This window comes from Fibrobacter sp., from assembly GCF_045112255.1.
Lineage (GTDB): Bacteria > Fibrobacterota > Fibrobacteria > Fibrobacterales > Fibrobacteraceae > Fibrobacter.
The window spans coordinates 1-13815 of sequence record NZ_JBGUHR010000018.1 but is presented as its reverse complement, the minus strand read 5'-3'; the positions used below and the strand labels follow the sequence as shown (position 1 = coordinate 13815).

Below are 13815 nucleotides of genomic sequence, written 5' to 3'. Positions count from 1 at the left end.
ATATTGCTCGGTGTCCAGCTCTCGCCTTCCATTCTGGACAGTATCCAACTGTCCGTATAGTTTCACTGCCGAGCGCAGTGTCGTGGCCTCACCGCCGGGAACCGTAATATGCGCTATCTCAGCATACAGATCCGATACACAGAGCTCTTTCGAGCAGAGGCACCATTCAGCCCTTTTCAGGGTTAGGAAATCGGCTTGATCCCTTGTCCTCGTCGACTTTCGTCGTTGCGAGCCCCCACGATTGTTTCCGTTTGCCCACTAGGAGCTAAACTTCGCTACCCATCACGCATCCTCCTTCTGAGGCCCAGCGAGGCGATGCCTATCGTGCTCGGCACGTTCGACATACATCCCCAATTCCTTGAGCTTCCCAACGAGTTCACTGAACTTGCACTCGACTCTCTCCGTGACGGCGTCGCCGCCAGTCATAGACCAGATCGAATTTTTCTTGGTAGTCCGCTCGATCACTGCAGTTTCTGCCTTGATGTCATAACGGATCCAGCTTACAAGCTTCGTGATAGGTTCGACATACCTCGTAACGTCGACATCGGACGAATGCATCCCTTGAAGGAAACCTTCAATGTTGCGAAACTTCCAGATTGCAAACGCGGCGAGTTCCATTGTAAATCCTTTTGATGCAGTTTATCAGATGCGTCCAGCGCGTGGCTGCAAGTCGCAGATCACGTCGCCCGGTTCTACCCAAATCTTGGGCATAGCATCGGCAACCCATCCGTCGAACGGAGCCACGACCTTCTCGACGATGACGCCAGACGGAGAATAGATACAGCCGATCACTTCTCCGGAACGGAACGTATCACCGAGTTCCTTCGTGTAGTCCATGATGCCCTCAGTGTGGGCATAGATCGAACGGACGATACAGTTCTGAACCAGCGGAGCCTTCTTCTCGAACTTTCCGCCACGCTGGGCGTACACTTCGAGAGACATGATCAGTCGGTGAATGAACTGCATATCCTTGTCGATGACAGTCTTGAATTCCGGGCCGTAACCCATACCGCCGAGTTCAACGGTGATGCCGACCTTGCCAGCCTCAATCGCAAACTTCTTGGCGGTATTCGTAGCGGACTCGGTGACGATGTAGCAGATGTCCATTTCGGTGGCAAACTTCACATAGTCTTCCGCGTAGTCGCTGTTGGAAATCAAGATGCTGTTGGCGCAAGCATAAGAGTTGTGTACGTCGATGACGACATCGCTTTCCATAATCTTCTGCTTGATAGTCGATACTGCTTCATCAGGCTTGAAATCTTGTTCGGTTCCGTACATGCGGTTCATGTCCATCGTAGCACCTGGCTTCTCCGGAACTTCACGCTGACATGCGCGTAACGCTGGCGTATTCACAACCAAGCAGTCGATCTGGATTGACTCGTGATTCTCTTGCTTGATGCTGTTGAACGTCTTGATAGTGGAGAGAACGGCATTCTGTTCGTCGCCATGGACTCCACATAGTAACAAGTATTTCATAGTAACTCCGATTTGAGTGCTTGCTAAATATAGCAAAAATGAGTTTATTTAGCAAGCCATCGAAATGAGTACGGCAAACTTTCCGTTGCCAGCCGAAATCTGTCCTTCGACATACGATTCGCAGAAGTTCACGGTTTCACTGCTGCCGCGAACGTAAGTCCAGTCGTACATCTGGAGTTCTTCCTTGTTGACCGTAGGAAATTCCTTCAAGATGTCGTCATCGGACTTTTCCATGAACAGCATGTCCATAATCTTTCGTGCAGTATCCTTGTCGATGGTCTTTGCAACTTGTTCAAACCTCGGATACATTTCGGCAAAGAAGGTGTCGTCGTCGATGAGTTCGTACAGACCAGCTTCGTTGCTGTCGGAATCGGCTCGACGGAGACGGCGGCACGGATAGACATTACGCCGTTCGTTCCACTTCTTGTCGAACTGTGCGAGCTGTTCCTCGTTCATGACGGTCATGACGTGGCACGAGCTCGAATTGGTTTCGAATACGTTCATTCGTATAGTACGCATTAGTGATCCTCGCAGATGCAGCTAGTGGTGTTGTATATGGCCGCGACAGCCGCGTTGTACATCGCCACATTCGCATTGTAATCTTCTTCCTTGATGGGTTCCATGATCTTTTCGATACCCGGCAGCTTGGAGTCTGGGCCGACTTCTTGTGCCATTGAGCGCAAGAATTCTTCAAGACCATAACCACTCTGCAACGAGCTGATCGAATAGTATGTCTGGTCGGTGTCGCCGCAGCTAATACCAGAACCGTCTTCCTTGAATTCTACAAAGCCAGTCCAGACCAACTTGATACTGTTGACGTGCGGAAGACCGCGCATGGAGTAGACGATGTTGATCCAGCGAAGCAAGTCGACTTGGTCGTCTCCGTTCGGAGACCAGTTCCAACCAGTCAGCTTTTCGCCGCCGTTGATATACATGAGCGCGAGGATCAAGTAGTCATTGAATGTCTTGAAGCCGTTATACCATTCCTCGGTAAACGGCAGTTCAATCTGGATGACGCCATCCTTGTCAGGCATCGGGAATTCTTCGATCGGTCTGAGTTCAGTACCCAGCGTGACCGAATGGCAGCTACTTGAATTTGTTTCAAAAACTTGGTTTCTTACAGTAATCATTGGTTTGTGTCCTTTTGGTTTGTTTGTAGTATCCACGGCTGGAGTCGAACCAGCGAACATCGCTTTAGGAGAGCGAGGCCATTCCAGCTTGACGACGTGGACAAATGCGTCCGGCCAGGGTCGAACTGGCAAAACCTTCGCCTTCGGAGAGCGACGCTCTAGTCCATTGAGCTACGGACGCTAACAGTCTTGAAAGTGGCCGTGTGTGCGCATGGCGAGCGCTGCCGCAGCGTAGTTGATCTTCTTGCTTTCGCCCATATAATTTGCCAGGTACGGCGTGGCCAGTCTGAGAGCAACGTTGCTGTCCCTCACAGCCCAAGCAAGTCGGCTGATCACATCATCTATGCCCCATTCCATAGTAGACAGATCCGTATAGCAGCCACCCCACAGAGATAGGGTATTTCCGCACAGTTCGACGCCGAGATAGTCCTTGTTAGGCGGCTCGAACGAAATCTCGTCAACACCCATAATGCCAGCCATCTTGTACGCCGTCGTAATCAAGTAATGAAGCTTGTGAAGGTCTTCCTCACTCATACGGAACAAGTTCTCGTATCCATTACCCTTGAGCGACGCAAGGACAACGTACTGAACCAAGGACACGAAGTCCTTCGTTTCAGTCAAGTCGTCGGCGTTTCCGATCAGCGGAATGTGTACCTTACCAGTATCATCCGGAATCGGAAATTCCTCGATATCGCGCATGCCGTCTTCGACGGTCAAACAATGTTCCGAACTGGAGTTCGTCTCGAATACGGTCGGTCGTACAGTAAACATGGTTATTTCCTCTTTTGGGTAATCAGTTTGATAAGTCCGTTAGTCGCATAGAGCCTATCGTTGATTTCGTGCTTTCGTATGTCGGACATTCGTTCGGTAAGCTCATCCCAATTCACTGGGGTAGCATCATCGATCTCGTTATTGACCCACTTGATGGCTGATTTAAGCTCCTTGTCTAAGCCATTATTCCGCTTGTCAATCGGGCTGACACGGACATTGAGCACAGCGCTGAAACTCGCGTCAGGCAAGTCGCTGGAATCCTTTTCACGGCGGCTGAATTCAATATAATACGACTTGATAACTACACTGCCATCTCCGACGTCGAGTACACGGAAGAACGTATATCGATCGTTCCACTTATCTTTTTTATGGTACAGCGTTCCGTTGAGGCTAAGCAATTTTTCCGCCGCGTTCTGCGGAGTCACTTGGGTAAGCTTTCCGCCAATCGACGGCTTTTGGCACAACATGGATATGCGGATAGCATTGTCTGCAAGGTCATAGCCATAGATGCTCTTGTCAATAACTTCCTTGATTTCTTTCGGGTCGCTGATGACTCGCATCTCGCCCTTTTTAACCATATCCAAGACTTCTTTCGCATCAGTGTAGGTTCCGTTGGCGCATCCATACGGATTGCGCTTGGCCACTTGTGGCAAGCTGAAAGGACGGTTAATGACAAGCCAGTCGGATTTGAATTTGACCATGTCACCGTCTCTTGTCACACGGACATTGATGAAGTATTCGTCTTCGCAGAACATCAATGCGCCATTCAACGATTTAGCAAATTCGTCGAGGTCGGCGTCGTCGTACTCTTTCATCTGCGACTTCAATTTCTTTATCTTGGACTCAAGAGCCTTGATCTCTTCTTGGGTTTGTTTTCTCGATGACATGTTCTACCTCATAATAAAAAACGACCGAGCTGATCGCTGCTCCGTCACACGCTCAACACTAATGAGTATGCTTGTACGACGAATGGCAAGTTTCTCTGGTCGACTTGTTATATCTTGCTCTCGGAAAAGGGTATGTCCAGTGGCCACCAGCACACCCACTCGCCTAGCAGTCTCCCACATCAAACATCATGGGATGCAGTCAGCTCGGTTTAAACTTTGATACTGGACGGAGCCAGGGTCGAACTGGCAACCGACGGGTTATGAGTCCGCTGCTCGCACCATCGAGCTGTCCGTCCAAAAGGAATCGGCGTCCGACGTATAGCAGTCGGTTATTGCTTTACAGTCGCATGGCCTACCGAACATCATCAACCATGCATCCAACATTCCCGAACGAAATCGGTTAGCCATCTACGTCGATACAGGCGGATATTCTGTCGCAGAACTATCACGTTGCGGAAACCTATACGCTGCTCCGAGTCTAACGGATCTTCTTCCGCTTACGATCGACGCTTTTCAAACTTGTTCGCCGAGATTTGCGCAAGCCCTCTCGGCGGGAATCACTCTGGGTAATCACTTCCAGTTCGGCAAATTCTTCACTCGCCACAGCGCTTTCCAATCACTGCCGGAGCGTCCACTGGACACTACGCCGCTGCTCCGTAACGACATGCCGTGCCCTAACCCGTCAGCACGGAAACGGTGCATTAGTCGCCACCGATTGCGTGGCTTTCGTGCAGACCATGACGTTAACCGCAGTCATGGATACGGTGTCGGTTCCGTACTGTATATACCCAGTTATTTCACTGGCAGCTGCGAACCCACAAGCTGATGGATGTCTATAGGCACCGTCGGATGTTCGATCTTTCCGATGACCTTCTTGGTTCCGTCTGGAAAGTACTTGAAAATCTTGTCGCCTTCGGATCCGCAAACTGGTACGCCAGCCGCGAATGCCTTCTTGACGGCTTCAGCGCCAGCTTCTGAAACTATGCGCTGAAGTTCTTCATGCGACAATTCTTCGATTTCGACCATAGACACCTCACAAAATTGGTGCGGAGTTTTCTGACTGCATATTCCGGACTTTGCAGTAGTCAGCGGCCCCCATACACATGCTCTTTAGTGTTCACTCCGCAAGCATCATTTTATGTTACACGCAGGTCATTCTCACGAATGGAAGAGGTGGAGTTCACTCACAATGCTTTGATTGAACCGCTGCAGATTATTTTAATATCGAGTTTCTTCAAAAAACGCATTAACTTGATTACATATACCTAATTTAGGCTTTATTCTCAACGTTATATATCCATGTAAGTTAGCATCAACATCTTTGTCCGCATCGACGTTACTATCTTGATGCCACCGTTCGCCGTCGACTTCGATAAAAAGATGTAACGCTGGTACATAAAAATCAATATAGCGATTAAACGCATCAGTTACATAATGATAATTATGTATAACTGTATATCCATAAGCAATCAATAAATCATAGGTAACTTGTTCCGGATATGTCATCCGAAGTCGATTGCCAGCGCATTTTCTATTTGGATGTTTTTCTGGGTGCGCTTGATATAATTGCTTTTTGCGTTCACTTTGTTGCTGTCTACGTTCCGCAGTCCATTCAAATAATAACCCAGGCGCAATTTGCTTACCACTCTTAATATCATCTGAACGTTTCTCTGCCGCAGCAGCAATAATGGGACTAGTCTGTTTAGTTAATCCATAATTCCAAGCATGCGTTAATTTACTATCGCAGCCATAATGAATTTCACGTACATGCTGTTCTTTATCTCGTTTTGTACGAAATTCTAACCCACAATGATTGCAGATCCAGCCGCCCTTAGCTTTAAAACAAGTTCGACCAGTATTATGAGGAATGTAGCGATTACTATTTTGTTGACTAATGTATGACATCCTACAGCGTTTTGAGCAAAACCGTCCAGATCCATACGAACCGTCATGACTGCATCCGCAGTTTTCACATATATTATTCATCTTGTTTTACCTTTAGTTTACTGAGGAACCGTCTAATTCCTCTAGGCAAAACAAGTTTATATGTTTTCAAAATTCATGAGGTAAGGTAATGCGATGAAACATTACCAAAAGGTAGACGCCTTCTGTCCCTCGTAGTCGGGGTAGCGGGACTCGAACCCACAGTAAATACTAGCTCCCAAAGCTAGCGGCTTACCAATTAGCCCATACCCCGTTGACCCTCACTGGTTCGCCGCCCAAACCATAAACGGCATTTATAGACATCCCAGAAGAGATTTTGTCTTTACATCCGGTATCTTGAGGAGCTTTCTTCCCGGACGACCATACTGGCTACGCTGAGGTAGAAGCGCGTAGTTTTCTGGATACCCAAACACTACATCTTTGCAAGCTTTCTGTCCATAAGCCACAGATAGACCTTCCACCAGAACTGGCTTCGGCCACACGGAACAGAACGATCGTCGATGTAGGCATCAGCCATGATCTTGCGACCATACTTGCCTTCCTCGAAACCGACCTCTCCGTCACTCGCGTTGACATTATGGAAGAATATCTGATTACGAGTGCAGAACAACAGTGCGTCATTCCTATACTCGTGATCCGGAAACTTTACGCCACCGTAGTTCTCGCGGCATGTCCAGAGGATCACCTTGTCGCCCATTTTCTGGCGCTTCTTGATCCAGTTGACGACCGCCGAGTTCACCGTGGTTTTATCGGTTATCCGTGGCCATGCGTCGAACGCTATTGTAGAGTCGAAGTCTACTGCTATGACTTTAGGCATCGGCAACCTCTAGGAGTCCTTCTTGCGAGAACGATCGATCTTGTAAGTGCGGACGGTCTTGCCAGTGTTGGTGGTCATCCAACCACGCTTCACCTTGACCATGCCAGCCTTCACCATTTCGCCGATGCGAGTGGATAGCTTAGAACAGCCGAAGTCGTTCACGGCGTCGAGCCATGTAAGCGTACGGCCAGCCTTTAGAGCCTTCAAGATCATCGACCGCTGAGTCATCTTATCGGTCTGCTTGAGAGTATCTGTTGATTTATTGGACATGATGGTTCCTTGTTTGATGGTTAAAAGAAGTAGGGTTTTCATCTGGGCGTTGGGTATCCGCTTACGAGCACGTCTGCTCACGGCCCCGCCGTCGTTCCCTCATTTAAGGCCATACGCACAACGACATGGCCCCCTACACAACCTTAGTTCATCGGCTCGCTCTCGAACTTGTTTTCAAGTCCTTCGAACGCTGCGATATAGGTCAAGAAGTGTTCCGACCAGCCGGAGATTTCGGCAGTCCAAACTCCACGGTAGTTGATGCCGTGCTTCTCTGCGCTTACGTCGCAGATGTAGTTGTACTTACCGAACGGCTTCGGAGTCTGCCTAGACGGCAGATCGCAGTCCTGAGAGTCCGAGAACACGATGATACGGTCGAACTCGTCGTTCTTGAAGTGGTTGCGAGACCATTCAAGCACCTGGCGAGTGAAGATACCACCACCGCCGACATTGCAACGGTCGACCACTTGAGTCATGGAGAAACCACGCGGCGGACAGTCGACAGCGACCGACGAGTGAACCTTAGTCCAGTCGTCACCAGCGGTTACGACCAAGCTGAAGTCTTCACACACGTTCGATGCCAACATAGCCATCGCGCAAGCAACGTCCAGACGAGTGAAATTGCTCTTGCTGGAGATCGCACGGCCCATGGAACCAGACCTGTCCAAGATGAACAAGGTCTTACCCGGCAGCTTCGGCAAGTGCTTGTAGGACGAGATCATCGCGTCTTCGATTTCGCGAGTATAGCCTTCAGCCATCTTCGCAGCCTTGATATAGTCGAGCGGCAAGAGCATGCTTCCCTTGAGGTTCTTCAAACCTTCCTCAACAACACTGCGCTTCACCTTGTTGTTCACAAAGTTAGCCATGTTGCGCAAGAACGCAAGACCACCGAGACGCTTTTCTTGGATGAGTCGAGTCCATTCGTCAGCCTTCTTGTCTGCGGACACAGAGGAAATCGCGACTTCCCAAGTATCCGGCGTCTTCAAGGAGCGTTCCTTGATGCGCTTGAACAATGCGGCTTCGTCTTCGTTGCGCGGAGTCGGATGCACCATGCGGAGCACGTCGCGGAGCTTGATCACTGCGTCACGGTCATACTTGGCGAACTGGTATTCGTCGAAGTTATGGAACGCTTCGGCAAGACCACGCTTCACGCAATTTGCAAGCGGGTGCTTCTTGTCCTTCCAATAAATCGCAAGGAAATCACAGAGCATGTCGGCGCGAGTGATGATCCTCGGAAGGATATCCTTCACGTAAACCTTATGCGTTGCGTACTTCGTCATTTCCGCTGCGATGAACAACGGCGTATGACGCAACTTCTGCTTCTCACGGCATTCTACCGCAAGCTTTGCGACTTCCACAGCATCACACTTCGGTATGAGGCTGGAGATTTCTTCGGACACTGATTCGCCATCGGCGTAAGCAATGTCTTCCCAGAGTAAGTTGGCGAGTACGAGACGGCGAAGCGTGTCGATGTTGGACGACTTCGCAGCATAAGCACCGGTCCCGCCAGCCAAACGGACAGTAGTGTCCATTGAATTGCCCTTTGTGGACGGATTTAACTTTGACATGTTGTCTTCCTTGTTTTTAGTTGTAGTTAAACACTTTCCCTAACGTTTTCACGGTAACTTTCGTACCCCGCTAAATTAACTGGTTGGCGACCACATCATTGGGTGATCAAATCCCTGAAGGTCACGTTGTCGTCAGTGTTAGGTGTGCTGGTTTCACCATATCGTTCACTAGTCTATATGGCTAAACCAGAAAATTAAAAGAACCAGAGAATGGGCGAACAGAGAGATTTGATCGTTGCTCTACCAGACTGAGCTATCCGCCGCATAAAAAGCTAGGCGGCGAAGCCGGATTTGAACCGACGACCCACGGCACCTATTGCGAAGTATCCCTATCCTATCACTGCTGGTTCAAACTTCACAGAAAATATACTTAAATAATATCTAGGGAATAGGCGACTAAAGCTTTTTTTAGCGCTCTACCGATTGAGCTACATGCTAGGCTAGCTAGCACGATTGGACTCGAACCAACAACCTCTCGATTAACAGTCGATGAAACTCTAATCTGTCACCGCTAGATATTGTTTAAGTACATTTCAAAAATCAAAAAAGACGGAAGAATAAGCCGAACAAAGCTTTTTTAAGATCCTAGACCACTAGACGACGTCGGAGTAATTTTGAACTTATACCGACGGCTGGATTCGAACCAACGTTCTTCGTTTATGCGTACGATGAAACTCTATTCTATCACTGTCCGTCAAACTTTTTAGGATACAGAATTGTCGCATACGGATTCTGCCGCCCACGCGGCATGGGCTTGCGCCCCATGGAGTCGAACCACATCATTATCCGAAGTAACCGTATACTGTCACTGGTATCCAAAACTCATAAAAACTTGGCCTCGGTTTTAGATCTCCCTAAGATCCGAGAACTTATCCTACACCTACGATTAGGCCGCTCGTTGTTGGGACGCACAGTTTGCACGTCAGCTCACGGATTTTACTCCGATGTCGCTTCTACCAATGCAGGGAGCTACGATGCGCACTAGTAACGCCAGCTTTTAAAGGTGTGTCTCCCTTAACGATACTGAGGGAGACGTACGGGGCAGCTCTTTTACGACCAGACCCATTGTCGATTGCCCTCTAGGGGAATAGTGTGTCTTTAACGTCATTCACACCAGACGGCGCTTACGCGCCCCACGCTGCTTTGGGCAGCGACTCCATAATGGGCGGGACGTTTCTTTAGCAACCAGATAAACCATCGGTGATACGTATACACCATCGGCGGTGGCACTCACCTAGCTGGTCTAGGTGCCCAGCGGTTAAACGTTCCCTCGAAAACCTGGTTCAGTGAGTTTCATAAAATGCGTACGACAGTAAATTGCTTTGACCTGTTTCGAGCGTATCCGGCCTATACGTACTCGGTTGACGGATCCCTAATCTCTCTATCCCCTCGGTATCGTGCATAGATGATCATGATTCACCCGGCTCTGTCGTACAGCCGCCTCAGCACGATTTTTAGTTCTTAACAAAAGGCTGCGCACTCTTTATTTTAACGTCCGCTATGCGCTACGGAGTCCCAACTACTAGGCGTTGCTACGTAACCACCGTTCATCGCATTTTGATGTCGTGACTGGGACTCGAACCGCAATCTCTCTGCTTACTACCAGGGAAGATGCAGAGTGTGCTTTCCCACATGCCATCGCCGTATGTAGTAACTTCGGCGTTTAGTAGGCCGCGTCGAGCTTTAGACCCCTCGATTGCACCATCGCGACATTTCAAACTTACACGGAGGCATCGGGCGAACTAAGTGTTGGGCGTATACCAAAAATACGAAGTAACTCAGCTCTATCACCGTCCGTGAAACACAACCGACAACATGTCGCACCAAGCGTTTGCACTTGTCCATGTTGTCGTTAAACTCAAAAATAGTAGCGGGTCCGGGAGTCGAACTCCGGTATCTCAGAGGTTATGAGCCTCGAATGGTATTCCGTTCCACTCACCCGCGTCGAATCAAACTTGTCCGTTTTGTCACGTACTACGGTAAAGCGCCTCGCACAGAACCTTACGCGACGTTCTGTGCTTGTAGGAGTTCGATAATCTGTCGCACGGAACGAACCCCATTCTCCACACTACCAATTTAGGATGTTGGCAACTCTCCGGAACCCGACCCGAAGTCGGCAGCGGTTGAAGTTTTACCTTTTACTTCCAAGTGTGAATTTAAAATTACCCAGACCGTAAATCACCCGCTATCCGTCGGAACTTTACCTTCGGTCAGCGAATCCGTTTAGTTGGATCCGGCCAGCATGAATTTCATCGTGCCGTAACAATAACGTTGTCCCTACGAACAATTACTGTCTGGGGTTTCGCCATTCCATCTAGGAATCGACATCCGGAATCCACCACAGCTATAGTGGCCTTTCAGTTGTCTTAGACTTCTGGCGAGAATGCTTGCATTAAATAGCTGTTCCACCTGGACTCGAACCAGGGACGAACGGATTAACAGTCCGCTACTCTACCAACTGAGCTATGGAACAATAAGAATCATCCGATATGTCAACCTTCTCGATAATCTCTCGGATCATCGTGCCAGAAAATATAGCAATAAAATCCAGCCTTGGCAACCCGTATTGGATAATTTTTGTAATTTTTTATGCCAACCACCAGTTCTTGGCCATTTCAGCTTGCCGTTCCAGCATATCCATGCCGTCGAGCGACCAAGAACAATGCTTGTTAAGTTCGGCCTTATCGACCAATCGGCGGTCAGCATAGTTCAAGTCATAATAGATGAACTTGTCCTTGTTGTTGAAGTCGATGTCGATACCAGCCTCGAACGGAACCGTATTGACGATCAAGTCGAACCGTTTCGCATCGAACTCGGCAATAGGTGTTTCACCGTCCTTCGGAGTCCTAGCGAATACCGTAATCTCGTGACTGGATGAAACGCCGTCCACGACTTCGTGTAAAGCCGCCAATATCGAAGGCGTCACGCCGCCATTTCCAAGAATCGCCATTCGGTGAGGGAAGTCGAATTCCCAAGCGTCGTGGTTGCTGATGTAATGGCACAAGGAGTTACGGAACGCATCGCAATCGAAGTTCTCACCGATCAACGTATCGGCAAACACCTTCACGCAGTTCACCGACTGAATACGTTCAGCATTGGGCATCAATCCGTCAAGATACTGGATGATGTCCTTCTTGAACGGCTTTGTCACATTGAATCCGTCGAGCTTGTCGTCAATAACCAGCTCAAGACCTTGTTCGACACTGTCGACGTCGTAAACTCGGTAGTCAAGGTTCCATTGTTCAAACAGTTCCTTGGACTTGCTGTATCCAATGTTCTTTCCGATCAATCCAAATTTCATAAGTAGTTAGAGCTGACGGAGAGACTCGAACTCCCGAATACGTGGGTTGCAACCACGGGCCTTACCAACTTGGCTACGTCAGCATAGTTTAATGATAAAGTTGATACTTCTTAGACAGCGTGTGGCTGATTTCGTCAGACAACGGCTTGAACCACACACCTACACGGCAATATCCGTTGCCCTTCTCGTCGACAGCTTCCGGAGTCAGCTCCGTCAAGCATGCGTCATCGATGAAGTCGTAATCTTCACCTTGTACAAGACCAAGGCCGTCGGCAACTTCCTTGACCTTCATCAAGTGGTTGAGATTCTTCGCCTCGCAGATGGTCTTCTTGAATATGCCATTGATGTATTCGTCCATCACGTCCTTGTCGACAGTGAACTGAACGCTGTACTGTTCTCCAGCGGTGGCATTCCTCGCGATAAGTCGCGTCCAGTAGCCTTCGGCGCAGTGTGCGACCATCGCCGCAAGCTTGCCAGCAGATAAATCCAAGTCCTTGCGGATAATGAACAAACGTCTCATAGAAAACCTCTTAATAGTCCGGCCAGAGGAAATCGAATCCCCACGTCTTTCGACAGATGCTCCTAAGGCACCAGCGTCTACCTAGTTCCGCCATGACCGGGAATAGTTGAGCTACTTCGACTCGAACGAAGAACTACCGGAATCAAAATCCGATGTGCTACCGATTGCACCATAGCTCAATACATAATGAAATATAGCAAATAGTGTTTTGATTGCAAGTAGTACCCACGACGAGAGTCGAACTCGCAGCCAGCGGATTAGAAATCCGCAGCTCATCCAGTTGAGCTTCGTGGGCAGAAGTTACGCCTTGACTGGTCTGCAGACCAGTATGCGTCTGTCGCTTCCCCACAGAGTTCTCGGAGACGATCCGTCGAAACCACGGATGTCGATAGATACTACGCCATCAGTCCATTGGAAACCCTTTCCACCTTCGGCAACACCTTGTCGGGTTTCGGTAGCGCCATCGAACAGAGAATATCCGAACGATCCGCCGTCGCCAGCGACTTCGCTACCCTTGCTGCGGAGCCATTCCTTGGCTCGGCTCATGTCACCGTCAGTAGCTTCAAGAGCTTGCTTGCAGAGAAGCATGCTCACTTGTGTCTGCTGGCGAAGTTCGTTGATCTGTGAAACGGTTATCATGTTAGTTCCTTTGTTAGAAAATATAGTCGCCCAGGCGGGAGTCGAACCCGCAAAAGTCAGGTTTTGAATCTGAAACGTATGCCAGTTCCGTCACCGGGCGATAGTCGGCAAAGAGGGAATCGAACCCTCACGATCTTTCGACCACCAGATTCTGATTCTGGCGAGGCTACCAATTACTCCACATGCCGATAAGTTAGAGCACCTAGTCAGATTCGAACTGGCGATTGCGGTTTGGAAGACCACCTTGTTACCACTACAATATAGGTGCATAGTGCGGGATGTCAGGCTCGAACTGACGACCCATAGATTAAAAGTCCATTGCGCTACCAACTGCGCCAATCCCGCATAGGGACTTGCAACTGATAGGCAGTTGCTACCTTTATAATCGTTTAAGTTTCTTCATGTTAGTTATCTCCTATCGGCGATATGGGACTCGAACCCATACGCACGTTACGTGCTTCGGATTTTAAGTCCGAATTGTCTTTCCAGTTCCAG

At 49.1% G+C, this 13815-nt stretch carries 14 protein-coding genes and 14 tRNA genes; all 28 read right to left on the bottom strand.

The window, feature by feature from the left end; all coding sequences use genetic code 11:
• Positions 1-282 precede the first annotated feature (282 nt).
• Complete coding sequence (locus ACJMM9_RS01480) at positions 283-618, bottom strand: hypothetical protein (protein ID WP_405323155.1); 336 nt, start codon at positions 616-618, stop codon at positions 283-285.
• Positions 619-642: 24 nt separating this feature from the next.
• A complete protein-coding gene (locus ACJMM9_RS01475; protein WP_405323152.1) occupies positions 643-1476 on the bottom strand; it encodes a succinylglutamate desuccinylase/aspartoacylase family protein in 834 nt (277 codons plus the stop codon).
• 48 nt (positions 1477-1524) lie between these two features.
• Entirely contained in the window at positions 1525-1995 is a 471-nt protein-coding gene (locus ACJMM9_RS01470; RefSeq protein WP_405323150.1) for a hypothetical protein, read from the bottom strand.
• Complete coding sequence (locus ACJMM9_RS01465) at positions 1995-2606, bottom strand: hypothetical protein (RefSeq protein ID WP_405323148.1); 612 nt, start codon at positions 2604-2606, stop codon at positions 1995-1997. Before ACJMM9_RS01465 ends, ACJMM9_RS01470 begins: the two co-directional genes overlap by 1 nt.
• 29 nt (positions 2607-2635) lie before the next feature.
• A tRNA-Arg gene (locus ACJMM9_RS01460) sits at positions 2636-2708 on the bottom strand.
• A 3-nt stretch (positions 2709-2711) separates the two neighbouring features.
• Positions 2712-2787 (bottom strand) — tRNA-Arg (locus ACJMM9_RS01455).
• A complete protein-coding gene (locus ACJMM9_RS01450) occupies positions 2787-3377 on the bottom strand; it encodes a hypothetical protein (RefSeq protein WP_405323146.1) in 591 nt (196 codons plus the stop codon). Before ACJMM9_RS01450 ends, ACJMM9_RS01455 begins: the two co-directional genes overlap by 1 nt.
• A 2-nt stretch (positions 3378-3379) precedes the next feature.
• Positions 3380-4264 carry a hypothetical protein gene (locus tag ACJMM9_RS01445; protein WP_405323143.1) on the bottom strand — a complete coding sequence of 295 codons (885 nt, stop codon included), beginning with the start codon at positions 4262-4264 and terminating at the stop codon, positions 3380-3382.
• A 223-nt stretch (positions 4265-4487) separates the two neighbouring features.
• Positions 4488-4560 (bottom strand) — tRNA-Ile (locus ACJMM9_RS01440).
• Between the two features lie 496 nt (positions 4561-5056).
• Entirely contained in the window at positions 5057-5290 is a 234-nt protein-coding gene (locus tag ACJMM9_RS01435; protein WP_405323141.1) for a hypothetical protein, read from the bottom strand.
• A 192-nt stretch (positions 5291-5482) separates the two neighbouring features.
• Entirely contained in the window at positions 5483-6169 is a 687-nt protein-coding gene (locus tag ACJMM9_RS01430) for a hypothetical protein (protein ID WP_405323139.1), read from the bottom strand.
• A 216-nt stretch (positions 6170-6385) separates the two neighbouring features.
• A tRNA-Pro gene (locus ACJMM9_RS01425) sits at positions 6386-6461 on the bottom strand.
• 159 nt (positions 6462-6620) lie between these two features.
• Positions 6621-7025, bottom strand: coding sequence for a hydrolase (locus ACJMM9_RS01420; protein ID WP_405323137.1), 405 nt, complete (start codon positions 7023-7025; stop codon positions 6621-6623).
• Positions 7026-7034: 9 nt separating this feature from the next.
• Entirely contained in the window at positions 7035-7295 is a 261-nt protein-coding gene (locus tag ACJMM9_RS01415; protein WP_405323135.1) for a helix-turn-helix domain-containing protein, read from the bottom strand.
• A 143-nt stretch (positions 7296-7438) separates the two neighbouring features.
• The gene (locus ACJMM9_RS01410; RefSeq protein ID WP_405323133.1) at positions 7439-8860 is read right to left on the bottom strand and encodes a TROVE domain-containing protein; all 1422 of its coding nucleotides are present in this window, start codon (positions 8858-8860) and stop codon (positions 7439-7441) included.
• 1868 nt (positions 8861-10728) lie between these two features.
• Positions 10729-10804: transfer RNA gene (locus ACJMM9_RS01405), tRNA-Met, on the bottom strand.
• A 456-nt stretch (positions 10805-11260) separates the two neighbouring features.
• Positions 11261-11333: transfer RNA gene (locus ACJMM9_RS01400), tRNA-Asn, on the bottom strand.
• 114 nt (positions 11334-11447) lie between these two features.
• A complete protein-coding gene (locus ACJMM9_RS01395; RefSeq protein WP_405323131.1) occupies positions 11448-12161 on the bottom strand; it encodes a shikimate dehydrogenase family protein in 714 nt (237 codons plus the stop codon).
• A 10-nt stretch (positions 12162-12171) separates the two neighbouring features.
• Positions 12172-12244 (bottom strand) — tRNA-Cys (locus ACJMM9_RS01390).
• A 5-nt stretch (positions 12245-12249) separates the two neighbouring features.
• On the bottom strand, positions 12250-12681 hold the full coding sequence (locus tag ACJMM9_RS01385) for a peptidyl-tRNA hydrolase (RefSeq protein WP_405323129.1): 432 nt from the start codon (positions 12679-12681) through the stop codon (positions 12250-12252).
• Between the two features lie 17 nt (positions 12682-12698).
• Positions 12699-12781, bottom strand: a tRNA-Leu gene (locus ACJMM9_RS01380).
• 6 nt (positions 12782-12787) lie between these two features.
• A tRNA-Gln gene (locus ACJMM9_RS01375) sits at positions 12788-12860 on the bottom strand.
• A 43-nt stretch (positions 12861-12903) separates the two neighbouring features.
• A tRNA-Arg gene (locus ACJMM9_RS01370) sits at positions 12904-12976 on the bottom strand.
• 5 nt (positions 12977-12981) lie between these two features.
• Complete coding sequence (locus tag ACJMM9_RS01365) at positions 12982-13320, bottom strand: hypothetical protein (protein WP_405323127.1); 339 nt, start codon at positions 13318-13320, stop codon at positions 12982-12984.
• A 26-nt stretch (positions 13321-13346) separates the two neighbouring features.
• Positions 13347-13420: transfer RNA gene (locus ACJMM9_RS01360), tRNA-Leu, on the bottom strand.
• A 4-nt stretch (positions 13421-13424) separates the two neighbouring features.
• A tRNA-Leu gene (locus ACJMM9_RS01355) sits at positions 13425-13508 on the bottom strand.
• Between the two features lie 9 nt (positions 13509-13517).
• Positions 13518-13588, bottom strand: a tRNA-Gly gene (locus ACJMM9_RS01350).
• Between the two features lie 4 nt (positions 13589-13592).
• A tRNA-Lys gene (locus tag ACJMM9_RS01345) sits at positions 13593-13665 on the bottom strand.
• Positions 13666-13815: the final 150 nt, after the last annotated feature.

What these genes read in the sequence shown, in the direction of transcription:
- ACJMM9_RS01480 (WP_405323155.1), bottom strand. Translation starts at nt 618, where the DNA reads ATGGAACTCGCCGCGTTTGCAATCTGGAAGTTTCGCAACATTGAAGGT.
- ACJMM9_RS01475 (WP_405323152.1), bottom strand. Translation starts at nt 1,476, where the DNA reads ATGAAATACTTGTTACTATGTGGAGTCCATGGCGACGAACAGAATGCC.
- ACJMM9_RS01470 (WP_405323150.1), bottom strand. Translation starts at nt 1,995, where the DNA reads ATGCGTACTATACGAATGAACGTATTCGAAACCAATTCGAGCTCGTGC.
- ACJMM9_RS01465 (WP_405323148.1), bottom strand. Translation starts at nt 2,606, where the DNA reads ATGATTACTGTAAGAAACCAAGTTTTTGAAACAAATTCAAGTAGCTGC.
- ACJMM9_RS01450 (WP_405323146.1), bottom strand. Translation starts at nt 3,377, where the DNA reads ATGTTTACTGTACGACCGACCGTATTCGAGACGAACTCCAGTTCGGAA.
- ACJMM9_RS01445 (WP_405323143.1), bottom strand. Translation starts at nt 4,264, where the DNA reads ATGTCATCGAGAAAACAAACCCAAGAAGAGATCAAGGCTCTTGAGTCC.
- ACJMM9_RS01435 (WP_405323141.1), bottom strand. Translation starts at nt 5,290, where the DNA reads ATGGTCGAAATCGAAGAATTGTCGCATGAAGAACTTCAGCGCATAGTT.
- ACJMM9_RS01430 (WP_405323139.1), bottom strand. Translation starts at nt 6,169, where the DNA reads ATGTCATACATTAGTCAACAAAATAGTAATCGCTACATTCCTCATAAT.
- ACJMM9_RS01420 (WP_405323137.1), bottom strand. Translation starts at nt 7,025, where the DNA reads ATGCCTAAAGTCATAGCAGTAGACTTCGACTCTACAATAGCGTTCGAC.
- ACJMM9_RS01415 (WP_405323135.1), bottom strand. Translation starts at nt 7,295, where the DNA reads ATGTCCAATAAATCAACAGATACTCTCAAGCAGACCGATAAGATGACT.
- ACJMM9_RS01410 (WP_405323133.1), bottom strand. Translation starts at nt 8,860, where the DNA reads ATGTCAAAGTTAAATCCGTCCACAAAGGGCAATTCAATGGACACTACT.
- ACJMM9_RS01395 (WP_405323131.1), bottom strand. Translation starts at nt 12,161, where the DNA reads ATGAAATTTGGATTGATCGGAAAGAACATTGGATACAGCAAGTCCAAG.
- ACJMM9_RS01385 (WP_405323129.1), bottom strand. Translation starts at nt 12,681, where the DNA reads ATGAGACGTTTGTTCATTATCCGCAAGGACTTGGATTTATCTGCTGGC.
- ACJMM9_RS01365 (WP_405323127.1), bottom strand. Translation starts at nt 13,320, where the DNA reads ATGATAACCGTTTCACAGATCAACGAACTTCGCCAGCAGACACAAGTG.